Consider the following 13,201-nt stretch of genomic DNA (forward strand, 5'->3'; position numbering starts at 1 on the left):
CGGAGCGCATGCGGATCGCGGTGGCCGGCGCGGTGTTGGCCTGGTTGACGGCGTTGAGCTGCTACGACGTCGCGCAACGCCGGCTGCCCAACCTGCTGACGCTGCCCGGGGCGGCGGCGGTTCTGGTCGCCGCCGGGTGCGCCGGGCGGGGCTGGCCCGCGGTGGCCGGGGCGGCCGCGCTGGGCGGTCTGTATCTGGTGGTGCATCTGGCGGCGCCGGCCGGCATGGGGGCCGGCGACGTCAAGCTGGCGGTCGGCCTGGGCGCGCTGGCCGGCTGTTTCGGTGCCGCGGTGTGGATGCTGGCGGCGCTGGCCGCGCCACTGCTGACCGTGCTGCTGGGCGCCGCGCGCGGTGCCGCCACGCTGCCGCACGGCCCGTCGATGTGCCTGGCGACCGCGGTCGCGGTGGGGCTGGCATTGCTCGGTTAAAAATTGTGACGCTGCAAATCGTTGCCGGTTTGACTGCGCGCGCATAACTTTCGGCGCATGGCCGCGGCAGATCACGTGCTCGCCGAGATTGCCGCGGACTATCGCCAGCGGTTGGGCGACGGTGGAACCGAGCCCCCGCTGCGCGGGCTCAAACTCGTCCGCGAGCACCGGTTGGGCGCCGTGCGGCTGTCCCGCGAACTCGGCGGCGCCGGCTATCCGGTGCCGGAATTCTTCGACCACCTCATCGCGCTGGCCGCCGCCGACCCCGACCTGGCGCACATCCTGCGGGTGCACCACGCGCTCGTCGAGGAGCTGCAGATCAGCCCGAAGCGCCCGGGCAGCGACCGGTGGATCGCGGTGGTCGCCCAGGGCGGGCTGATCGGCGGGGCCAACTCCGAACAGAGCCAGAAGTCGGTGGGCGGCAACAACCGAGACACCCGGCTGGTGGCCACGGCCGACGGCTTGCGGCTGCGCGGCCGGAAGTTCTACAGCACCGGCGCGCAGTTCTCGGACTACCTGCGGATCACCGCGCAGGGCGACGACGGCGCCCCGACCGCCGTGATGATTCCGGTGGACCGCGCCGGCGTCGAGCACCTCGACGACTGGGATGGCATTGGTCAGCGTCAAACGGGCAGCGGCACAACGATATTCGATGACGTCGCCGTCGCGGCTGACGAGGTGTTCCCGTTGGGTGCGACCATCGGCGTGGACCGGGCCCGCGGTGCGCTGATGCAGTTGTATCTGCACGCGGTCGCCGCGGGGATCCTGCGGGCGCTGACCGAAGACGCCGCGGCGCTGGTCCGCGACCGCCGCCGCACCTACACCTTCGCCAGCGTCGACCAGCCGACCGCCGACCCGCAGTTGCTGCAGATCGTCGGCGAGATTGACGCCGTGGCCTATACCGCGCAGGCGTTGGTGCGCAGCGCGGGCGCCGAGCTGGCCCCCGCGCTGCAGGCCGCGCGCGCGACCGGCGTCGACTCGGGCCTGGAAAAGCAGGCGTCGGTCGCCGCCGCCCGGGTCAAGGTCGCGATCCAGGAGCCGGCGCTGCGTGCGGCGTCGCGCGTCTTCGACGTGGGTGGCGCGTCCGCGATCCAGGCGTCGGCGCTCTTGGACCGGCACTGGCGCAACCTGCGGACGCTGTTCTCCCACAACCCGACGGTCTACAAGGCGCGGGTGCTCGGCGACGTCGCCGTCAACGGCGCGGACTTGCCGGACACCAGTTTCTTCTGACCCGGCGGCGCGTCGTGGGTGTTCGGTGTGCACCCACGGCGGGAAATCGGCCCCGGGTAAACCCCGCCGTCAGCGCACACGCGAAGGCCAAGAGCGCGCCGTGGGACAATGGGACCCGTGTTGCGCTGGACTACTGCCGGGGAATCGCACGGCCGTGCGTTGGTGGCCATGGTTGAAGGCATGGTCGCCGGGGTCGAGGTCACGTCCACCGAAATCGCCGACCAGCTGGCCCGCCGCCGGCTCGGTTACGGCCGCGGTGCCCGGATGTCGTTCGAACGCGATGCGGTGACGGTGCTGGCCGGCGTGCGCCACGGCGCCACGCTGGGCGGGCCGATCGCCATCGAGATCGGCAACACCGAGTGGCCGAAATGGGAAACCGTGATGGCCGCCGACCCCGTCGACCCGGCCGAACTGGCCGAGTCCGCGCGCAACGCGCCGCTCACCCGGCCGCGGCCCGGTCACGCCGATTACGCGGGCATGCTCAAGTACGGCTTCGACGACGCCCGGCCGGTGCTGGAGCGGGCCAGCGCCCGGGAGACCGCGGCCCGCGTCGCGGCCGGCACGGTCGCCCGGTCGTTTCTGCGGCAGGCGCTGGGCGTCGAGGTGCTCTCCCACGTCATCTCGATCGGCCCGTCGGCGCCCTACGACGGCCCGCCGCCGCGGGCCGCGGACCTGGCCGCCATCGACGCCAGCCCGGTGCGCGCCTTCGACAAGGCGGCCGAAGCGGCGATGATCGCCGAGATCGAGGCGGCCAAGAAGGACGGCGACACCCTGGGCGGCGTGGTCGAGGTCGTCGCGCTGAGCCTGCCGGTGGGGCTGGGTTCGTTCACCAGCGGCGACAACCGCCTCGACAGCCAGCTGGCCGCCGCCGTCATGGGCATCCAGGCCATCAAGGGCGTCGAGATCGGCGACGGCTTCCAGACCGCGCGCCGCCGCGGCAGCCAGGCGCACGACGAGATGTACCCCGGGCCGGACGGCGTGGTGCGCTCGACCAACCGCGCGGGTGGCCTCGAGGGCGGCATGACCAACGGGCAGGCGCTGCGGGTGCGCGCCGCGATGAAGCCGATCTCGACCGTCCCGCGCGCGCTGGCCACCGTCGACATGGCGACCGGGGACGAAGCCGTCGCGATCCACCAGCGCTCCGACGTGTGCGCGGTGCCCGCGGCCGGCGTCGTCGTCGAGACGATGGTGGCCCTGGTGCTGGCCCGCGCCGTGCTGCAGAAGTTCGGCGGCGACTCGCTGGCCGAGACCCGCCGCAACATTGAGTCCTACCAGCGTGCGGTCGCCGACCGGGAATCGCCGGCGGCGCGGGCAGCCGGATCATGACGCCCCGGGCCGTGCTGGTCGGGTTGCCCGGCTCCGGCAAATCCACGATCGGCCGGCGGCTGGCCAAGGCGCTCGGGGTGGAGCCGCTCGACACCGACGTGGCGATCGAGGAGCGGACCGGTCGCACCATCGCCGACATCTTCGCCACCGACGGCGAGCCGGAATTTCGCCGCATCGAGGAAGAAGTGGTCCGGGCCGCGCTGGCCGAGCACGACGGCGTGCTGTCGCTCGGCGGCGGCGCGATCACCAGCCCGGGCGTGCGCGAGGCGCTGGCCGGGCACACCGTCGTGTACCTGGAGATCGGCGCCCAGGAGGGCGTGCGGCGCATCGGCGGAAACGCGGTGCGGCCCCTGCTGGCCGGGGCCGACCGCGCCGAGAAATACCGGGATCTGATGAACGCGCGGGTCCCGCTGTACAGACGCGTGGCGACCATCCGCGTCGACACCAACCGCCGCAATCCCGGGGCGGTGGTCCGCCACATTGTGTCGCGGCTGCAGGGCCTGGAGAAGAAGCAAAAGGCTACCCATGTCAGCAAGGCGAGCACATGACAGAGACCACCGAACCCGTCACCGTGCAGGTGGCCGTCGACCCGCCGTACCCGGTGGTGATCGGCACCGGGTTGCTCAACGAACTCGACCAGCTGCTGGCCGGGCGGCATCGGGTGGCGATCCTGCATCAACCGGTGCTGACGCAGACCGCCGAGGCGATCCGCAGCCACCTGGCGCACCAAGGTGTCGACGCGCACCGCATCGAAATCCCCGACGCCGAGGCCGGCAAGGACCTGCCGGTCGTCGGCTTCATCTGGGAAGTATTGGGCCGCATCGGTATTGACCGCAAGGATGCGCTGGTCAGCCTCGGTGGCGGGGCGGCCACCGATGTCGCCGGTTTCGCGGCGGCCACCTGGCTGCGCGGCGTCGCGATCGTGCACGTGCCGACCACGCTGCTGGGCATGGTCGACGCCGCCGTCGGGGGCAAGACCGGGATCAACACCGACGCCGGCAAGAATCTGGTTGGCGCCTTCCATCAGCCACTGGCCGTGCTGGTCGACCTGGCGACGCTGGAAACGTTGCCGCACAACGAACTTGTCGCGGGAATGGCCGAAATCGTCAAGGCCGGCTTCATCGCCGACCCGGTGATTCTCGACCTCATCGAGGCTCACCCGCAGGCCGCGATCGATCCGGCCGGCGGCGTGCTGCCCGAGCTGATCCGGCGGGCCATCGCGGTGAAAGCGGAGGTCGTCGCCGCCGACGAGAAGGAATCCGAGCTGCGCGAAATCCTGAACTACGGGCACACTTTGGCGCATGCGATCGAGCGCCGGGAGCGCTATCAGTGGCGGCACGGCGCCGCGGTCTCGGTGGGGCTGGTGTTCGCCGCCGAGCTGGCCCGGCTCATTGGGCGGCTGGACGACGCCACCGCCGAGCGGCATCGGACCATCCTGCAGTCGCTCGGCCTGCCGGTCAGCTACGACCCCGACGCGTTGCCGCAATTGCTCGAATACATGACCTCGGACAAGAAGACTCGGTCCGGCGTGCTGCGGTTCGTGGTGCTCGACGGGCTGGCCAAGCCGGGCCGGTTGGTGGGGCCGGACCCCGGCTTGTTGGTGACCGCCTACGCCGGGCTGAGCGCCTGATGAAAACCGTCAACGTCCTCAACGGCCCGAATCTGGGGCGGCTGGGCCGGCGCGAACCCGAGGTGTACGGAGACACCACCCACGAGCAGCTGACCGCGCTCATCGAGGAGGAGGCGGCCGGCCTGGGGCTCAAAGCTGTGGTGCGGCAAAGTGATAGCGAGGCCGAATTGCTGGACTGGATTCACCTGGCCGCCGACGCGGGCGAGCCGGTGATCCTCAATGCCGGCGGCCTGACTCATACCTCGGTGGCGCTGCGGGATGCCTGCGCCGAGCTACGCGCGCCGCTGATCGAGGTGCACATCTCCAATGTGTACGCGCGCGAAGAGTTTCGGCGACACTCCTACCTCAGCCCGGTCGCGACGGGAGTCATTGTCGGGCTGGGCATCCAGGGCTACCTGCTGGCGCTGCGCTATCTGGCCCCGGACACGTAGGGCCGCTAGTCCTTCTTGTCGGACTCCGGCTTGGTGTGCTCCTCGCCGGTGCGGATGACCTCGGTCTTCGCATCGTCGCCGGCGGGCGCTCCCCAGCGGCCCGTCGGGATGACCTCGGTCTTCGGGTCCTCGGCGGTGCGGATCGTCTCGGTGGGCTCCTCGCGCTCGGCGGTGGCCACCGCCGACTTCTGCGCCTCGGGCTGAGCCGCCGCCCCCGCCGGGGCCTCTTCGGCGCGCACCGCGGAGAACACGTCGGTGTCCGCCCGCTCCTGGTCGGATCCGCGCTCGGTGGCCGGCGGCGGATTGCGGTCGACCCGCCAGCGGCCCACCGCCACCCCGATGATCCCGGGCAGGAACACGCACAGCGCGGTGAACGCCGCGAAGGTCGTCACCTCGTTGATCAGGCCGCCGGTGTAGAGGCCGCTGTAGAACAGCGAGATGAGCCACGAAACGGCCCCGCTCAGGACGCCCGCCAGAAGACCGCCCAGCAGCCACGTCATCGCCAGATCCTGGCGACGATCCGGATCCCGGTTCGCCCGGGCGTCGGCCCGGCCGTCCAGCACCCCCCACACGGCAACGCCGACGACGAAGAGAAGAAGCAGCACGATGCTGATCAACCCCGCCTGCGTCTGCCATGCATTGATTAGCGTCCCTTGAAACAACCGGACGATGACCATGGCTGCCGCGAACACCAGTCCGCGCAGCATCCAGCTACTCATGGCCAGACAGCCTAGCGAGTACCGTCGTGAGTCGTGACACATTCCCAGCGTCGAGAGAACTTGAAAGCGCAGATCGCCGCCAGCGGGCTGGAGGCGATGCTGGTCACGGACCTGATCAACGTGCGGTATTTGTCAGGTTTTACCGGCTCGAACGGCGCGTTGCTGGTTTTCGCCGATGATCGCGGCCCGGTATTGGCCACCGACGGGCGATACCGCACCCAGGCGGCCGAACAGGCACCCGACCTCGAGGTCGCGATCGAGCGGGCCGTCGGACGCCACCTGATCGGCCGTGCGGCCGAGGCGGGCGTGGGCAAGCTGGGCTTCGAAAGCAACGTCGTCACGGTGGACGGCTTCGACGCGCTGAACAAAGAGATTGCCGAACGCAAGGCGGCCACCGAGTTGGTCCGCGCCGCCGGAACGGTCGAGGCGCTGCGCGAGGTCAAGGACGACGGTGAGCTGGCCTTGCTGCGGCTGGCCTGCGAAAAGGCCGACGCGGCGCTGTCCGACCTGGTGGAGCGGGGTGGGCTGCGGCCGGGCCGCACCGAGCGGGCGGTCAGCCGCGAGCTCGAATCCCTGATGCTCGACCACGGCGCCGACGCGATCTCGTTCGAGACCATCGTGGCCGCGGGCGCCAATTCCGCGATCCCGCATCACCGTCCGACCGACGCCGTCCTGGCGCACGGCGATTTGGTCAAGATCGACTTCGGCGCGCTGGTCGCGGGCTACCACTCCGATATGACCCGCACCTTCGTGCTGGGCAAGGCCGCCGACTGGCAGCTGGAGATCTACCAGCTGGTTTCCGACGCGCAGCGGGCCGGACGCGAGGCGTTGCGGCCCGGCGCCGACCTGCGCGAGGTCGACGCCGCGGCGCGCCAGCCGATCATCGAGGCGGGCTACGGCGAGCAGTTCAGCCACGGCCTGGGGCACGGCGTCGGCCTGCAGATCCACGAGGCGCCGGGAATCGGCGCGACGTCGACCGGGACGCTGCTGGAGCGCTCGGTGGTGACCGTCGAACCCGGCGTCTACCTGCCCGGCCGTGGCGGGGTCCGCATCGAGGACACGCTGGTGGTAGGCGATCCGGCGTCGGTCCCGGAGTTGCTGACCCGCTTCCCCAAGGAGCTGGCCGTCCTGGCTTGACCGCCCGTCGGTCGCCCGGAGCTCGCTCTGCGGAAATCGTTGCGCCTGCGTAGGATTCGGCGGGTGGTGGCCCACCTAGCCCTCATCGCCGTGTATGTCGTGGCCGCATTCTCGGCGCTCGCCGGGATCGGTTTCACCGTCCAGCTGTTCATCAGCGACGACCCTGCCGAAACCGGCACCGCGCTCAGCCGCCGGGCGGACCGGCGGGGCCCGATTCTGGTCGCGGTCGGCATCGGGTTGGGGTTGATCGCCAACACCGCTGCCGGGCACCTGCCGCCGTCGTCGGCTTCCGACTTGGTGGCGCCGTCCAGCATGACCGACCAGTGCGACAACAACGACGGGCTTTTCGGTCTCTGCGGCGCCGGGCAGCTCAACCACTAGTGGCGCCACCTGTTGCGGGTGCGCACCGGCAACAGGCGTTCCGGGCAGCCGTATCATGGCTAGGAATTCGATTGGCCCAGGGCGCCGACCGCGGCGCTTGAGTCGGGACACCGGTGCCGACATGGGTTGTCTGACCATCCAGTAGGAGATAGACCGCGTGGCATCGACTGCCGACTTCAAGAATGGGCTCGTCCTGGTGATCGACGGCCAGCTGTGGCAGATCGTCGAGTTTCAGCACGTCAAACCGGGCAAGGGCCCGGCCTTCGTGCGCACCAAGCTCAAGAACGTGCTCTCGGGCAAGGTCGTCGACAAGACGTACAACGCGGGCGTGAAGGTGGACACCGCCACCGTCGACCGCCGCGATGCCACCTACTTGTACCGCGACGGCTCAGATTTCGTCTTCATGGACAGCCAGGACTACGAGCAGCACCCGCTGCCGGAATCGCTGGTCGGCGATGCCGCAAGGTTCCTGCTGGAGGGCCTGCCGGTGCAGGTGGCGTTCCACAACGGGGTTCCGCTGTACCTCGAACTCCCGGTGACGGTCGAGCTTGTCGTCACCCACACCGAGCCGGGCCTGCAGGGCGACCGGTCCAGCGCGGGCACCAAGCCGGCGACCGTGGAGACCGGTGCGGAGCTTCAGGTGCCGCTGTTCATCAACACCGGCGACAAGCTGAAGGTCGATTCCCGCGACGGCAGCTACCTGGGACGCGTCAACGCGTGAGCAAGCCCGCGCGTCCTGTCAAAGGACGTCACCAGGCCCGTAAGCGAGCGGTCGATCTGCTCTTCGAGGCCGAGGCCCGGGATCTGAGCCCGGTTGACGTCGTCGAGGTGCGCGCCACGCTGGCCGAGACCAACCCCGAAGTGGCGGCGCTGCACGCCTACACGGTCGCGGTGGCGACCGGGGTCTCGGAGCACCTCGCCCACATCGACGATCTGATCAGCTCGCATCTGCAGGGCTGGACACTGGACCGGCTGCCCGCGGTGGATCGTGCGATCCTGCGGGTCGCGGTGTGGGAGTTGCTCTATGCCGACGACGTGCCGGAGCCGGTCGCGGTGGATGAGGCCGTTCAGCTGGCCAAGGAGCTGTCCACCGACGAATCCCCGGGCTTCATCAACGGCGTGCTCGGTCACGTCATGCTGGTGACGCCGCAGATCCGGGCGGCCGCCCAGGCCGTCCGGGACGCGGTGTCCCCGGGTGCCGCGGGCACACCGGAGAACCCAGAACCGCACTCATGACCCGGCTGCAGCTGCGCGTCCTGGTGGCCGCCGTGCTGGCTGCGGCGGTGGTGCTCGGGGCCGTTCTCTGCGCGGCCTACCGGCTGAGCACCGTCGCGTCGGCGCTGGCGATTTTCGCGCTGGGCGTGGGCGCCTGGCTCCACTACGCGGTCGAACGTCTGCTGCTGGCCCGCCGCATCGAAACCGTCCGGTCGGCGGCCCGCCCGCTGCAGCCGCTGTTGCCGGTGATGGCCGCCCTGATGGGTCTGACTCAGACGGTGGTGCGCTCGCTTGGCGACGTCACCGAGTTGCCGATGCGCCGCTGGCGGGTGCTGGACGGCGACGGCAGGGACAACCGTCCGGAGCGCTGATTGACCTCGGCGAATCCTGAGTGAAACGATCGCTTGTACGGCGTGAGCGGGCCACAATGTTGCTGGGTTCGCCGGGTTTGCCGGGTTTGCCGGTGACTGCGCCAACAGAACAGGTGAGGCAGATGAATCCCTACAGCGCCTACGCGCGACGACTGCGCGTCTCCGCGCTCGCGGCGGTGGCCAATCCGTCCTACACCCGTATCGACACGTGGAACCTGCTCGACGACGCCTGCCGCTACCTCGCCGAGGTGGACCTGGCCGGGCTGGACAAAACGCACGAGGTGGCCAAGGTCCGGCGGCTGATGGATCGCATCGGCGCCTATGAGCGGTACTGGCTGTATCCCGGGGCGGAGAATCTGGCGACCTACCGCGCTCACCTCGACGCCCTGTCCACGGTGCGACTCGCCGAAGAGGTGTCGCTGGCGGTACGGCTGCTCTCCGAATACGGCGATCGCACCGCACTGTTCGACACCTCGGCCCCGTTGGCCGACCAGGAATTGGTGGCCAAAGCCAAACAGCAGCAGTTCTATACGGTGTTGCTCGCCGACGACTCGCCCAATACCGGGCCCGACTGCCTGGCCGAGGCGCTGCGGGCGCTGCGCGGCTCATCCGAAGATGTGCAGTTCGAGCTGCTGGTGGTCCCCAGCGTCGAGGACGCGATCACCGCCGTCGCCTTGAACGGCGAGATTCAGGCTGCGATCATCCGCCACGACGTGGCGCTGCGTTCACGCGACCGGGTGCCGCTGATGAACAGCTTGCTGGGCGCCAACGACGACCCGGTCAGCCACGACTGCGGCACCGACTGCATCGAATGCGGCGAATGGATCCGCGAACTGCGCCCGCACATCGACCTCTACCTGCTCACCGACGAGTCGATCGCGGCGGGCAACGACGAGGAACAGACCGTCTACGATCGGACGTTCTACCGGCTCAACGACGTCACCGATCTGCACAGCACGGTGCTGGCCGGTCTTCGAAACCGTTTCGCCACACCATTTTTCGATGCCCTGCGGGCCTATGCCGACTCGCCGGTCGGCCAATTCCACGCGCTGCCCGTCGCGCGGGGCGCCAGTGTCTTCAACTCGAAGTCGCTGCAGGACATGGGGGAGTTCTACGGCCGCAACATCTTCATGGCCGAGACCTCGACCACGTCGGGCGGTTTGGACTCGTTGCTGGACCCGCACGGCAACATCAAGAAGGCGATGGACAAGGCCGCGCGCACCTGGAACTCCAACCAGACCTACTTCGTCACCAACGGCACGTCGACGGCGAACAAGATCGTCGTGCAATCGCTGACGCGGCCGGGCGACATCGTGCTGATCGACCGCAACTGCCACAAGTCGCACCACTACGGCTTGGTGCTGGCCGGCGCCTACCCGCTGTACCTCGACGCTTATCCATTGCCGCAGTTCGCGATCTACGGGGCGGTGCCGCTAGAGACGGTCAAGAAGGCGCTGCTGGATCTGGAGGAGGCCGGCCAGCTCGACAAGGTGCGGATGGTGTTGCTCACCAACTGCATCTTCGACGGCGTCGTGTACAACCCGCAGCGGGTGATGGAGGAGGTGCTGGCGATCAAGCCGGACATCTGCTTCCTGTGGGACGAGGCGTGGTACGCGTTCGCGACGGCCGTGCCGTGGGCCCGGCAACGGACCGCGATGGTGTCGGCCGAACGTCTCGAACAGATGCTCGCGTCGCCGGAATATGCCGCGCAGTACCGCAATTGGGTCGCATCGATGGAGGGCATCCCCCGCTCGGAGTGGGTCAACCACCGGCTGCTGCCCGACCCCGACAAGGCTCGGGTCCGCGTATATGCGACGCACTCCACCCACAAGTCGCTGTCGGCGTTCCGGCAGGCGTCGATGATCCACGTCCGCGATCGCGACTTCAATTCCCGCGCCCGCGACGCCTTCGGCGAAGCGTTTCTGACCCACACCTCGACGTCGCCCAACCAGCAACTGCTCGCCTCGCTGGACCTGGCCCGCCGCCAGGTCGACATCGAGGGGTTCCAATTGGTCCGGCAGGTCTACGACATGGCGTTGGTGTTCCGCCATCGCGTGCGCAAGGACCGGCTGATCAGCAAGTGGTTCCGCATCCTCGACGAATCCGATCTGGTGCCCGAGGAATTTCGGGCCTCGGCGGTCAGCTCCTACCGCGAGGTCAGGCAGGGCGCGCTGGCGGAGTGGAACGAGGCGTGGCGGTCCGACCAGTTCGTGCTGGACCCCACGCGGGTCACCCTGTTCCTCGGCAACACCGGCATGAACGGGTACGATTTCCGCGAGAAAATCCTGATGGAGCGCTTCGGCATTCAGATCAACAAGACGTCGATCAACAGCGTGCTGCTGATCTTCACCATCGGCGTCACCTGGTCGAGCGTGCATCACCTGCTCGACGTGCTGCGCCGGGTGGCCACCGACCTCGACCGGGAGAAGGAACTCGCCAGCGCCGCCGACTGGACGTTGCACCAGCGCCGCGTCGAGGAGATCACCCAGGACCTGCCGCACCTGCCCGACTTCAGCGAATTCGACGAGGCGTTCCGTCCGGTGGACGACTGTGTATTCGGGGACGTGCGCTCGGCGTTCTACGCCGGGTACGAGGAGTCCGACCGAGAGTATGTGCAGATCGGTCAGGCGGGGCGGCGGATCGCCGAGGGCCGGAAACTGGTGTCCACCACCTTCGTGGTGCCCTATCCGCCCGGATTTCCGGTGTTGGTGCCCGGTCAGGTGGTCTCCAAGGAGATCCTGTATTTCCTGGCGCAGCTCGACGTCAAGGAGATCCACGGCTACAACCCGCAACTCGGTCTGTCGGTGTTCACCGCGGAGGCGCTGGCCCGGCTGGAGGCGCAGCGCAGCGCGGCGATCGCCGCGGTGGGGTCGGCGTTCCCCGCGTTCGACCTGCCGTCGGACATGTCGGCCAGCAACGGGGCACGCAACGGCGACCGCGTCAACAAGGCAGCCACGACACGCGAAGCCTAGATTCGATTCCGGTGAGAAACCGGTACGGCCGTAGACTACGGCGTGTGAGGACGCCGTGGTGAGAGTGGTTCGGGATATGGGTGATCCAGCACCGGTGCAGCGTGAGGTCCTCGACAAACCAGACCCGGGTGCCGCGCTGGAGCACGCAATTGCCCGGCAGGTTCGGACGCTGCGACGGGCGGCCGGCTTCACGATTGGCGAATTATCGGCTGCCGTAGGCATTTCCAAGGCGATGCTATCGAAGATCGAAAACGCACAGACCTCGTGCAGCCTGTCGACGTTGGCCAGACTGGCTGAGGGGTTTGATGTTCCGGTGACCGCGTTGTTCCGCGGGGCCGGGGGGGCGCGCGCCGCGGTCTACACCGAGCGGGGCAAGGGATCCGAGATCGTAGGCCGCGGCACTCGGGTGGGCCACCACTATGAGTTGTTGGGCGCGTTGCGTGGTGCGCACAAGCGCCTCGAGCCCGTCCTCGTGACGTTAACCGACGCGAGCGAGGTCTTCCCGCAGTTCCAGCATCCGGGTACCGAAGTCTTGTACATGCTCGAGGGTGTGATGGTCTACGGGCACGGCGATTCGGAGTACACCCTTCGTCCCGGGGACACTCTGCTGCTGGACGGCGAAGGCATACACGGGCCAAACCAGTTGGTCCGGTTGCCCATCCGCTTTCTCGCCGTCACGGCCTACCCCGACGATCGTGCCGACACCTGATTGACCGCGGCCGACCAAGGCCGCGGCTCGTTTACCGATTCGTTCTACTCACCCTAGTCCGGGTTTCTCCTCATTTGTAGTGTCATCGTGCTGTCTCTCGGGCTTTCGCTGTGTTCTGGGCACCGCATTCCTCAAATCAACGGTGGATTACCGATATTCGGGCAGACGTAACTGCAAAGAAACGAACTTACAAAGCGTTGGTAATAATGTATATGTTCACTGACAGTGAATTACGATCCCTAACAGTGAAGTGGAGAAAAGGTGGAACAGATTTCCGTCCAGGCCCCGTTCCGAGTTACCGCCGATGCGTGGCAGAACCTGCCGTCGATGCAGATCCCGAATACCGAGGGCTTCATCAAGGACGTCTACGAAAACCCCGAGGGTAGCTCGATGTGCTCCGGTTTCTTCGAACTCAAGCACGCCGACGAACCGCTGCTGTACGTCTACGCCTACGACGAGATGAAGGTCGTCCTGGAGGGCGAATTGCTCTTGGAGAACAAGGACACCGGACAACAGCTGGTCGCGAAGGCCAAGGACGCCATCTTCTTCCCGAAGGGATCGCGGATCTACTTCTCCACACCGAGCTACGCGCTGGCGTTCTACTGTGGCGACCGCAGCGCCGACCTGCTCTGAGGCGAGGCGGGCATTGGCT

At 68.3% G+C, this 13,201-nt stretch carries 15 protein-coding genes; 14 read left to right on the forward strand and 1 reads right to left on the reverse strand.

The window, feature by feature from the left end; all coding sequences use genetic code 11:
• The first annotated feature begins 8 nt into the window (after positions 1-8).
• The 6 genes from MSG_RS09900 (at position 9) to aroQ (ending at position 5,045) form a co-directional block, all read left to right on the forward strand.
• On the forward strand, positions 9-428 hold the full coding sequence (locus MSG_RS09900) for a prepilin peptidase (RefSeq protein ID WP_096439216.1): 420 nt from the start codon (positions 9-11) through the stop codon (positions 426-428).
• A 57-nt stretch (positions 429-485) separates the two neighbouring features.
• On the forward strand, positions 486-1,658 hold the full coding sequence (locus MSG_RS09905) for an acyl-CoA dehydrogenase family protein (RefSeq protein ID WP_096439218.1): 1,173 nt from the start codon (positions 486-488) through the stop codon (positions 1,656-1,658).
• A gap of 117 nt (positions 1,659-1,775) precedes the next feature.
• Positions 1,776-2,984, forward strand: a complete 1,209-nt coding sequence (aroC, locus tag MSG_RS09910; RefSeq protein ID WP_096444298.1) for a chorismate synthase — start codon at positions 1,776-1,778, stop codon at positions 2,982-2,984.
• Positions 2,981-3,532 carry a shikimate kinase gene (locus MSG_RS09915; protein WP_096439220.1) on the forward strand — a complete coding sequence of 184 codons (552 nt, stop codon included), beginning with the start codon at positions 2,981-2,983 and terminating at the stop codon, positions 3,530-3,532. The genes aroC and MSG_RS09915 overlap by 4 nt, the downstream gene beginning before the upstream one ends.
• Positions 3,529-4,614, forward strand: a complete 1,086-nt coding sequence (gene aroB / locus MSG_RS09920) for a 3-dehydroquinate synthase (protein WP_096439222.1) — start codon at positions 3,529-3,531, stop codon at positions 4,612-4,614. The genes MSG_RS09915 and aroB overlap by 4 nt, the downstream gene beginning before the upstream one ends.
• Complete coding sequence (aroQ, locus tag MSG_RS09925; RefSeq protein WP_096439224.1) at positions 4,614-5,045, forward strand: type II 3-dehydroquinate dehydratase; 432 nt, start codon at positions 4,614-4,616, stop codon at positions 5,043-5,045. Before aroB ends, aroQ begins: the two co-directional genes overlap by 1 nt.
• Before the next feature lie 5 nt (positions 5,046-5,050).
• Here aroQ and MSG_RS09930 read toward each other — a convergent pair whose 3' ends face one another.
• A complete protein-coding gene (locus MSG_RS09930; protein WP_096439226.1) occupies positions 5,051-5,764 on the reverse strand; it encodes a B-4DMT family transporter in 714 nt (237 codons plus the stop codon).
• A 33-nt stretch (positions 5,765-5,797) separates the two neighbouring features.
• Here MSG_RS09930 and MSG_RS09935 point away from each other — a divergent pair, with 33 nt between their 5' ends.
• The 8 genes from MSG_RS09935 to MSG_RS09970 all read left to right on the forward strand — a co-directional run bounded on the left by MSG_RS09935 (position 5,798) and on the right by MSG_RS09970 (position 13,182).
• On the forward strand, positions 5,798-6,901 hold the full coding sequence (locus MSG_RS09935) for a M24 family metallopeptidase (protein WP_096439228.1): 1,104 nt from the start codon (positions 5,798-5,800) through the stop codon (positions 6,899-6,901).
• Positions 6,902-6,967: 66 nt separating this feature from the next.
• Complete coding sequence (locus MSG_RS09940; protein WP_145958455.1) at positions 6,968-7,282, forward strand: hypothetical protein; 315 nt, start codon at positions 6,968-6,970, stop codon at positions 7,280-7,282.
• 157 nt (positions 7,283-7,439) lie between these two features.
• A complete protein-coding gene (gene efp, locus MSG_RS09945; protein ID WP_096439232.1) occupies positions 7,440-8,003 on the forward strand; it encodes an elongation factor P in 564 nt (187 codons plus the stop codon).
• Complete coding sequence (gene nusB, locus MSG_RS09950; RefSeq protein ID WP_096439234.1) at positions 8,000-8,518, forward strand: transcription antitermination factor NusB; 519 nt, start codon at positions 8,000-8,002, stop codon at positions 8,516-8,518. Before efp ends, nusB begins: the two co-directional genes overlap by 4 nt.
• Positions 8,515-8,868, forward strand: a complete 354-nt coding sequence (locus MSG_RS09955; protein WP_096439235.1) for an antitermination protein NusB — start codon at positions 8,515-8,517, stop codon at positions 8,866-8,868. The genes nusB and MSG_RS09955 overlap by 4 nt, the downstream gene beginning before the upstream one ends.
• Positions 8,869-8,990: 122 nt before the next feature.
• Positions 8,991-11,840: an aminotransferase class I/II-fold pyridoxal phosphate-dependent enzyme gene (locus MSG_RS09960; RefSeq protein WP_096439237.1), complete on the forward strand. Its 2,850-nt coding sequence runs from the start codon at positions 8,991-8,993 to the stop codon at positions 11,838-11,840.
• Between the two features lie 76 nt (positions 11,841-11,916).
• Positions 11,917-12,549, forward strand: coding sequence for a helix-turn-helix domain-containing protein (locus MSG_RS09965; RefSeq protein WP_096439239.1), 633 nt, complete (start codon positions 11,917-11,919; stop codon positions 12,547-12,549).
• A gap of 261 nt (positions 12,550-12,810) precedes the next feature.
• The gene (locus tag MSG_RS09970) at positions 12,811-13,182 is read left to right on the forward strand and encodes a cupin domain-containing protein (RefSeq protein WP_372513168.1); all 372 of its coding nucleotides are present in this window, start codon (positions 12,811-12,813) and stop codon (positions 13,180-13,182) included.
• Positions 13,183-13,201 lie beyond the last annotated feature (19 nt).

The sequence above is a fragment of the Mycobacterium shigaense genome (assembly GCF_002356315.1).
Taxonomy (GTDB): domain Bacteria; phylum Actinomycetota; class Actinomycetes; order Mycobacteriales; family Mycobacteriaceae; genus Mycobacterium; species Mycobacterium shigaense.

What these genes read in the sequence shown, in the direction of transcription:
- aroQ (WP_096439224.1), top strand. Translation starts at nt 4,614, where the DNA reads ATGAAAACCGTCAACGTCCTCAACGGCCCGAATCTGGGGCGGCTGGGC.
- MSG_RS09955 (WP_096439235.1), top strand. Translation starts at nt 8,515, where the DNA reads ATGACCCGGCTGCAGCTGCGCGTCCTGGTGGCCGCCGTGCTGGCTGCG.
- MSG_RS09900 (WP_096439216.1), top strand. Translation starts at nt 9, where the DNA reads ATGCGGATCGCGGTGGCCGGCGCGGTGTTGGCCTGGTTGACGGCGTTG.
- MSG_RS09930 (WP_096439226.1), bottom strand. Translation starts at nt 5,764, where the DNA reads ATGAGTAGCTGGATGCTGCGCGGACTGGTGTTCGCGGCAGCCATGGTC.
- aroB (WP_096439222.1), top strand. Translation starts at nt 3,529, where the DNA reads ATGACAGAGACCACCGAACCCGTCACCGTGCAGGTGGCCGTCGACCCG.
- MSG_RS09960 (WP_096439237.1), top strand. Translation starts at nt 8,991, where the DNA reads ATGAATCCCTACAGCGCCTACGCGCGACGACTGCGCGTCTCCGCGCTC.
- MSG_RS09905 (WP_096439218.1), top strand. Translation starts at nt 486, where the DNA reads ATGGCCGCGGCAGATCACGTGCTCGCCGAGATTGCCGCGGACTATCGC.
- MSG_RS09915 (WP_096439220.1), top strand. Translation starts at nt 2,981, where the DNA reads ATGACGCCCCGGGCCGTGCTGGTCGGGTTGCCCGGCTCCGGCAAATCC.
- MSG_RS09965 (WP_096439239.1), top strand. Translation starts at nt 11,917, where the DNA reads ATGGGTGATCCAGCACCGGTGCAGCGTGAGGTCCTCGACAAACCAGAC.